This window comes from Burkholderia sp. LMG 13014, from assembly GCF_905232215.1.
Classification (GTDB): Bacteria; Pseudomonadota; Gammaproteobacteria; order Burkholderiales; family Burkholderiaceae; genus Burkholderia.
The window spans coordinates 1-6,529 of the sequence record NZ_CAJNKE010000335.1 but is presented as its reverse complement, the minus strand read 5'-3'; the positions used below and the strand labels follow the sequence as shown (position 1 = coordinate 6,529).

At 64.3% G+C, this 6,529-nt stretch carries 5 protein-coding genes and 1 pseudogene; 4 read left to right on the top strand and 2 right to left on the bottom strand.

The genetic code is table 11. From position 1 onward, the window contains the following. From JYJ84_RS25200 to JYJ84_RS25185, 4 genes and pseudogenes are all read left to right on the top strand, one after another. A pseudogene (locus JYJ84_RS25200) lies at positions 1-320 on the top strand (hypothetical protein); the annotation flags it as partial. Beyond that, positions 317-1,696: a glycosyltransferase family 87 protein gene (locus tag JYJ84_RS25195; RefSeq protein ID WP_122949905.1), complete on the top strand. Its 1,380-nt coding sequence runs from the start codon at positions 317-319 to the stop codon at positions 1,694-1,696. The pseudogene JYJ84_RS25200 and the gene JYJ84_RS25195, both read left to right, overlap by 4 nt. A 24-nt stretch (positions 1,697-1,720) precedes the next feature. Then, entirely contained in the window at positions 1,721-2,764 is a 1,044-nt protein-coding gene (locus JYJ84_RS25190) for a glycosyltransferase family 2 protein (RefSeq protein WP_122949906.1), read from the top strand. 15 nt (positions 2,765-2,779) lie between these two features. Next, on the top strand, positions 2,780-3,163 hold the full coding sequence (locus tag JYJ84_RS25185; protein WP_175221153.1) for a GtrA family protein: 384 nt from the start codon (positions 2,780-2,782) through the stop codon (positions 3,161-3,163). A gap of 263 nt (positions 3,164-3,426) precedes the next feature. On the opposite strand, the gene JYJ84_RS25180 is transcribed toward JYJ84_RS25185, so the two are convergent. Then, positions 3,427-5,187 (bottom strand): DKNYY domain-containing protein, encoded by a 1,761-nt coding sequence (locus JYJ84_RS25180; RefSeq protein WP_175221151.1) that lies wholly within the window; start codon positions 5,185-5,187, stop codon positions 3,427-3,429. 198 nt (positions 5,188-5,385) lie between these two features. After that, positions 5,386-6,261 (bottom strand): LysR family transcriptional regulator, encoded by an 876-nt coding sequence (locus tag JYJ84_RS25175; RefSeq protein WP_175221149.1) that lies wholly within the window; start codon positions 6,259-6,261, stop codon positions 5,386-5,388. Positions 6,262-6,529: the final 268 nt, after the last annotated feature.

The window sequence follows — 6,529 nt, the reverse complement described above, 5'->3', positions numbered from 1 at the left end:
TCGACGTCTGGCGCCGCACGCCCGACATGCGCTTGCGCGGCGCGGTACTGTCCGTCGCCACCTTGCTGATTACGCCCTATCTGTGGCACTACGAACTAACCTGGCTCGGCATTGCGATCTTCTGCCTGATCGCCCATGGCTTTGACGAAGGCTGGATGCCCGGCGACCAGGGCGTGATCGTGCTCGCCTGGCTGCTGCCCGTCTTCGAGATGCTGAACCGGTTGATGAAGATGCCGCAGATCGGTCCGATCGTCCTGCTTGCCGTGCTGTTCGTCGTCGTTCGCCGCACGGCACAGCGCTCGCCGCGGAATGCACGATGAAAACGCCCCTTTCCGTTCGCCATGCCCATCCTGCGATGGATGTGCATCCGGAACTCCCGATCGCCGGCCCGCGCCGCTATCCGCACTGGCTCAATCGCGATCGCGTGCGCGCCTATGCCGCCGGCGTGTTGCTGACCGAACTGCTGTTCATCGGCATCTACATTGCCCGGGTGGCCTTCCAGCATGCCGCCGTGCTGGTCCCGCTGTCGCAGGATTTCTCCGCCATCTGGAGCGCGGCATGGCTCGCCGCGCACGGGCGTGCCGCCGACGTCTGGCATTTCGACGCGTTGTTTGCGATCCAGCAGATCGCCGTTCCGGGAATGACTCTCGAGGATGGCGTACTCCTGTGGCTCTATCCGCCCAGCATGCTGTTGCTGGTCTTGCCGCTGGGCTGGCTGCCCTACATGGCGGCGGTCGTGCTCTGGCTCGGGATCACGTACGTGCTGTTCGCCGCCGTCATTCATGCGACCGTGCAGCGCGGTACCGCGTGGCTGTGCGCGCTGGCCTTCCCCGCCGCCTTCGTGACCCTCATCGTCGGGCAAACCAGCCTGTTTACCGCCACACTTGGCGGCCTCGGCCTGCTGCTTCTGAATCGCCGCCCCGTCTGGGCCGGGATCTGCTTCGGCATGCTGATGATGAAGCCGCAGATGGCCATCCTGCTTCCGCTCGCGCTGCTGTGCGCCGGCCAGTGGCGTGCGCTGGCCGCGTGGGCAGCAACGATTGCCGCCTGTGTCGCGCTCGCCACGCTCGCGTTCGGCACCGACTCGTGGATTGCATTCGCCCACGGGATGCACGAGGTCTACCAGGTCATCGGCGCCGGCCATGCGAAGCTCGCGCGGATGCCCACCGTGTTCGCGCTCGCCGAGATGGCGGGCTGGCCCACCTACGTCGCCAGCGGGCTTCAGCTGCTGTCGGCATCGATCGCGGCCATCGCCGTCGTCTATGCCTGGCGCGGCGCGTGCTCGTATGCGCTGCGCGCCGCGACCCTCGCCTGCGCCTGCCTGCTCGTCAGCCCCTATCTGTACGACTACGACCTGACCTGGTACGGCATCGTGATCGCATGGTATGCGCGCTATGCGTGGACGCACGGCTGGCGGCGCTTCGATCGCGAATGGCTGGTGCTGCTGTGGCTGATGCCGCTCGCGGGCCTCACCGTCGTGCCGCATCTGTCGTTCCAGTTCATGCCGCTCGTCACGCTGGCGTCGCTCGGGCTGCTCGTCAGCCGGATCGCCCGCGAACGACACGACGTGCCGTCGATGCCGGACGCACACGACAACTCGACCGAAACCGCGTTCACGCATCCGGCCAGAACGCACCACCGCACGGCGTACGAACTGCGCCGCACCGGCAGACCGACCATCGGCGCCCATCGGTGAAGCGACATCACAAGGGGAATCATCATGCGGGAACCACTCTTCACACCGCTCGTATCGCTGGTCGTGCCGTTCTATAACGAAGGCGAAGCCGTCGAGCGCTTCTTCGACGTCGTGATTCCGTTGATGACGTCGATCGACGCGATCCGTTTCGAGATCGTCTGCGTGAACGACGGCAGCCGCGACGACACGCTCGAGCGGCTGATCCGGATCAGCACTGGCGAGCGGCGCGTGCGCGTGATCGATCTCACCCGCAACTTCGGCAAGGAGGCCGCGCTGACGGCCGGCCTCGACGAAGCCCTCGGCGACGCGGTGATCCCGCTCGACGCCGACCTGCAGGATCCGCCGAGCCTGATTCCCGTGATGATCGAACACTGGCGCGACGGCGCGGAAGTCGTCGCCGCGAAGCGCAGCAACCGCGCGTGCGATTCGTTCGCGAAGCGCACGGCGGCCGCGATCTACTATCGCGTGCACAACCTGCTGTCGGACGTGAAGCTGCCGGAAAACGTCGGCGATTTCAGGCTGATGGATCGCAAGGTCGTGAACGCGCTGCGCAACCTGCCCGAGCGGCATCGCTTCATGAAGGGGCTGTTCGCGTGGGTCGGCTACCGGACCGTGATCGTCGAGTACCAGCGCGACGCGCGCAGTGCCGGGCACTCGAAATTCTCCGGCTGGAAGCTGTGGAATTTCGCGCTGGAAGGCATCACCAGCTTCAGCACCGTGCCGCTGCGCAGCTGGACCTACATCGGTGTCGGCATCGCCGCGCTCGCATTCCTGTACGGCTCGTTCATCATCTTCCGCACGCTGCTGTTCGGCAATCCGGTGCTCGGCTACGCGTCGCTGATCTCGGTCACGCTGTTCATCGGCGGTATCGAGCTCATCGGGATCGGTGTCGTCGGCGAATACATCGGGCGGATCTACGACGAGTCGAAGCAACGGCCCGTCTACCTGATCCGCCGCCGCTACCAGGCGCACAGCAAGGTGATCGAGCTCCCGGTCGCGCGCGATGCGCGCCGCCAGAACGCACGCCGGCGCGTGCAGCCGACCCGTGCGCGGCTCGGCGTACGCTGACGCGCACCCACGGCCATGATCACCCTGCTTTATGCCGAGCGCACGCGGCTCGTGCGCTTCGGCGTGTCCGGGTTCTGCTCGACCGCGATCCACACGCTGGTCGCGGCGGCCATGTTCGCGTGGTTCGACGCGACGCTGGTGACGGCGAACGCAATCGCATTCCTCTGCGCGACGGCGTTCTCGTATCTCGCGAATACGCTGTGGAGCTTTTCGTCGACGGTGCGCACGCGCAACGTGGTGCGCTTTCTCGCGGTCACACTGGTCGGCTTTGCCGAAACGATGCTGCTCGCGCGGGCGGCCGAAGCGCTCGACGTGTCCCGCGGGATGAGCATCGTCGCGATCGCGCTGCTGATTCCGCCGAGCACGTTCGTGCTGCACCGGCTCTGGACCTACCGGTAAGCGACTTCGCTCCCCCGCGCCATTTCCGAAACCGAGCTGGCAGCGTCGGGCGGACCACTCGGCATCGCATGGGATGGTGAGCAACTGGACGCGCCTCTATCGGCTCTACGGCTGATCCGGAGCAAAGGCGTCTGGATCGACATCGGGGTAGCAAGCGCGATCCTGCCGGCGGCCCGTGTGTCGGGCCGTGCGATTCGCGCTGTCGCCGACCCGTCACGCGGCGAATCAGTTCAACCGCCCGCCAGTCACTCGACTACCTCTTTTCAGGACTCGGAATCCCGAGGCTCAACGGGCCTCTCGAATTCATAGCGCCGGTGCCGGTCGTGAGCGGCAGTCCCACCGTCCGCGACAAAACTGGCCGCATCGGCGCCGGGAATCTGTTCGGCGCGGAAATAGACTACCCTTCCCTGGCGCGCGTAATCGGAGTCAGCCAGCACGTCGAATTGCTTCGGATCGGCATCCTGAATCAGTTTTTCGCAGTTATAAACGCGATTTCCGTCCGTCCAGAAGAACGAACCCATGAATTTGACGGCTTCGGGAGTCGAGCCCGGGATGACCTCGCCGTTTAGCCAGACATGCCGCGTATCCGCGCTGATCGTCGCGTTCGGCAGCGCGCACATGATCCGGAAATCTGCCGGCTCCGCATCCCGCAAGATATGCAGGTCGGGGCTGAACTCGTGGCCATCCGAACCATCGCGAAGCTGGTAAACGTGGCGATTGTCTGCGTATAAATCGTAGTCAAGATATCGCAGCGTAGCGGCATCGAGTTGGCGCTTGATTGCGCATCCTTTCCGGAAAAGCCGTCCGTTGTTGCAGCACAGTCCGCCCAAGTATGTCGTCATTCCCGGAAGGGCGCCCTCCATGCGGATCAGGCCTTGATCCGTCTGGACATAGACCGACTTGCCATCTTCAAACAAACCGTCTTTTACATGGACAAACGATGCGCCCTCCACCTGGGTCGGGCGAAGATATTCGAAGTTGTATATCTTCTCCCACACGGGAACGCCGCCCTGCGCTTGAATGTTGCGCAAGACGCTCCTGACGTTGCCTTTGGTATTCCCGCCATTGGGATAGTCCGCGTGACCGAAAATATGCCCCCCGTCGGGATAATCCATGTTCGCGACAGTCCACGCGGTGTCGCCACAACGCAATAGCGGCTCTCCATCCGAACTGAAGGGCCGCCAACCCTCCATGGATGCGCCCGATTCAAGCGATTGCACCGGCACGACGTCCACCATCGGCTGGTGATACCAGATCTGGCACGCATCTGCATAAAAGGCCGAGTCCATGGCGTTGGCTGGCGTGACCCGGCGAAAGGTTTTCGGGTCTGCGTTTTTTACCACGGGGTCATCAGAAGAGCCGCCGTAAACGTGCTCGCCATCGGTCCAGAAGAACCGATCATAGTCGTAGGGCGCTTGCGGGCTGGCTCGTAGCGCACCCAGTGCAACCTGCTTCTTCAGGGCCCGTGCCAATGGAGGGAACAGCGCGGCCAGGAGTGTGTCCGGATCGCCGAAGTTCTCTTGACTGATCCACTCATCGAACCATTCGGGGGATAACTGCGCATTGACAGGATCGGGCACGATCCGCGAGGCCTTTTGACTGATCTCGATGCACAGAATATCGGTGCCCGTGTCAAACAAGCGGATGAATGACGGCGTTTTTGCCGTGTATGTTTCCGCAATACCGCGCAGCAACGCGCAGAAAGAAAGCGCGGACTCCATGACGCCCGCTTCATCGCCATACTGAAAGTACACCGCAAAACGAAGCGCTTTTGCTTGTTTGTCGTAGTTGCAATGAAGGTGACTATCACCCAGCCCGAAGCTGCCCACACAATAAGCAACCAATCCGTCAGCGACGCTGAGGTCCGGCGACGTTGCCGCTTGGGAAATCCCGGAATCGCCGCGATACACTGAACCTGGCCAATCGTCGAATGCCGTGGCAGAAAGTGGCGCGGATTTCAGCCATCGACGCAACGCCGCCTCACTGATTTCGACATCGGCCAGTACGAAAAGTGGTTCAGCCATTTATTGCATTCCTTTAATAATTACGTGCTGTCGTGGACGTGGCACTCGCTATTCATGCGCGTCCATCTCCACGGTCCGGCAACCGCCTGCCGCTTCGCCGATCATCGCGTCCCGGTGCAATAGCCCGGTTTCGCCGGGCATTCGCATCGGCTTGAATACCCGATCCGAAACCTCGATAGCGCGTCACGCCACGCTGCACTAGCGCGTGAGCAGTGCCCCCGCCTGCTGGCCGAGCACCGCGCGCAATGCGTCGAGCTCGGCCAGCCCGAGCGCTTCTTCCGGCGTGACGAGATAGGTCGTCACGCTGTCGAGATCGTCGAACGCGTGCGCCCGCAGTTCCTTGCGCGCCACATGCTCGGTCGTGATCCGCTTCGGCAGGATCGCGACACCCATGCCGGCGGCCGCGCAGCCGAGGATCGCACCGAATGTGCCGAACGACGCCACCGACTCGATCGCGATGCCGCGCGCCTTCAGCCAGTGCTCTGCCACCGCGCGATACGGGCAGCCGTCGTGAAACGCGAGCAGCCGCACCGTGTTGTCGGCCAGCACCTGCCGGCGCGTAACCGTGGCCGCGCTCACCAGCACCATCTCTTCGGCAAACGCCGGCTCATAGCGCAACCCGGGCCGGACGACCGCGCGCGCGGTGAGCGCGGCGTCGATCCGACCGCGCAGCAGCGCGTCGGCCAGATCCGGCTCGCTGCCGATCTGCACCGCGAGGCCGAGCGCCGGATCACGCGCCTTCAACGCGGCGGCGAGCGCCGGCAGCCGTGTGGCCGCCGTGCTTTCCATCGCGCCGAGCCGGAAGCTGCGCGCGACCGGCGTCTCGCGCACCACCTGCGTCGCTTCGTCGACGAGGCGCAGGATACGGTCGCAATACGGGATCAGCCGGCGCCCGGCGTCGTTCAGCACCAGCCGCTTGCCGTACCGGTCGAACAGCGGCGCGTCGAGCGACGCTTCGAGCTGGCGCAGCCGCGCGGTGACGTTCGATTGCGTACAGCCAAGCCGTTCGGCCGCGCGCAGCGCGCTGCCCTCCTGAACGACGGCCCGGAAGGTTTCGAGCAGAGGGATGTTCATATCACTTTCTCTTGTTACGGATTCAGCTTATATCATTTTACTTCGCTCATGATCCAGATTAGTCTGCGGATATCCCGTGCCGGCCCGCCCTTTCGAGGAAACCGCATGCCATCCGACGTCTGCCCCGGTTTCACCCCCGTTCACCACCGTCCCGAGGCGCCGCCATGCGCGCGCTGATCGCCGCGCTGGTGCGGCGCGGCCCGACCGTGCTCGCATGCGGCGTCGGTCTCGGGCTGCTGGTGCCGCCGCTCGCGGATCTCGCGCGGCC